Origin of the sequence: Nocardioides oceani, assembly GCF_030412965.1 — a bacterium.
Taxonomy (GTDB): domain Bacteria; phylum Actinomycetota; class Actinomycetes; order Propionibacteriales; family Nocardioidaceae; genus Nocardioides; species Nocardioides oceani.
Genome location: NZ_JAUHJQ010000042.1, coordinates 1 through 1427, shown reverse-complemented (window position 1 = coordinate 1427; position 1427 = coordinate 1). Strand labels below are relative to the sequence as shown.

Genomic DNA, 1427 nt, shown 5'->3' with positions numbered 1-1427 from the left:
GGTCAAGTCCCGTGGAGTGGTGTAGCGCTGCGATCTCCTTCGTGATGGGTCAGGCGGTCAGCGCGGGCAGTTGATCAGCTCCGATCTCGGTGTTGGTGTCGGGGACGAGGTTGACGCGGCAGCGGGCGAGGACTTCGAGTCCGAGGTAGCGGCGGCCTTCGGCCCATTCGTCGGTCTGCTCGGCCAAAACAGCGCCGACCAGGCGCACGATGGCCTCGCGGGTGGGAAAGATCCCGACAGCGTCGGTGCGGCGGCGGATCTCGCGGTTGAGACGCTCGGCGGGGTTGTTGGACCAGATCTGGGTCCACACGTCCTTGGGGAAGCCGGTGAAGGCGAGGATGTCGGCGCGGGCGGTGTCGAGGTGGTCGTGGACCTCGGGCAGCTTGCCGTCGACGTAGTCGAGCAGCCGGTCGAACTGGGCGTGCACCGAGGGCCGGTCGGGCTGGTCGTAGACGCTGTGCAGCATCGCCTTGACCGCGGGCCACATGCTCTTCGGCGTGACGGCCATGAGGTTGGCGGCGTAGTGGGTGCGGCATCGCTGCCAGGCTGCGCCGGGCAGGTTGGCCGCGATGGCCTCGACGAGGCCGGCGTGGGCGTCGCTGGTGACCAGCCGGACTCCGGACAGGCCGCGGGCTGTAAGGTCGGCGAAGAACTCGTTCCACGCCGCGCCGGTCTCGCTGGTGGCCACGCGCATGCCGAGCACTTCGCGGTGACCGTCGCCGTTGACGCCGGTCGCGATCAGCACCACGGCGTTGATGACGCGGCCGCCTTCGCGAACCTTCATGGTGAGCGCGTCGGCGGCGAGGAAGGTGAACGGGCCCGCGGTGTCGAGGGGTCGGTGGCGGAACTGCTCGACGTGCTCGTCGAGCTCGGCGGCCATCCTGCTGACTTGGGACTTGCTCAGCGAGTCGACGCCGAGGGTCTTCACTAGCTTGTCCATGCGCCGGGTGCTGACCCCGGCGAGGTAACAGTCCGCGACGACGGTGATCAATGCCGCCTCGGCGCGCTTGCGGCGCTCGAGGAGCCACTCGGGGAAGTAGCTGCCCTTGCGCAGCTTGGGGATCGCGACGTCAATCGTGCCGACGCGGGTGTCCAAGTCGCGGTGGCGGTAGCCGTTGCGCTGCGCGACCCGGCCCGGCGTCGGTCGGCCGTACTCGGCCCCGACCACGGCGTCGGCGTCCGCGGAGAGCAGCGCGTTGATCATCGTCTGCAGCAACTGCCGCATCAGGTCAGGACTCGCCTCGGCGAGGGCTTCACCAAGCAGGCGTGCAGGGTCGACAATGTGTGGTGCGGTCATCGTGATGACTCCGTTCGAGAGTGCTGTGAGAGGTTCACTCGAAGGATCACGCGGTGGCCGCTTCTTCGTCTGCCGTACACGCCGGTGACGACCTTGGCGACCGCGCTACACCACTATCGGGGACTCAACT

Annotated in this window: 1 protein-coding gene; it reads right to left on the bottom strand. The window is 68.3% G+C overall.

The genetic code is table 11. The features are described from left to right. Positions 1-49 precede the first annotated feature (49 nt). On the bottom strand, positions 50-1297 hold the full coding sequence (locus tag QWY28_RS23185) for an IS256 family transposase (RefSeq protein WP_300955287.1): 1248 nt from the start codon (positions 1295-1297) through the stop codon (positions 50-52). Positions 1298-1427: the final 130 nt, after the last annotated feature.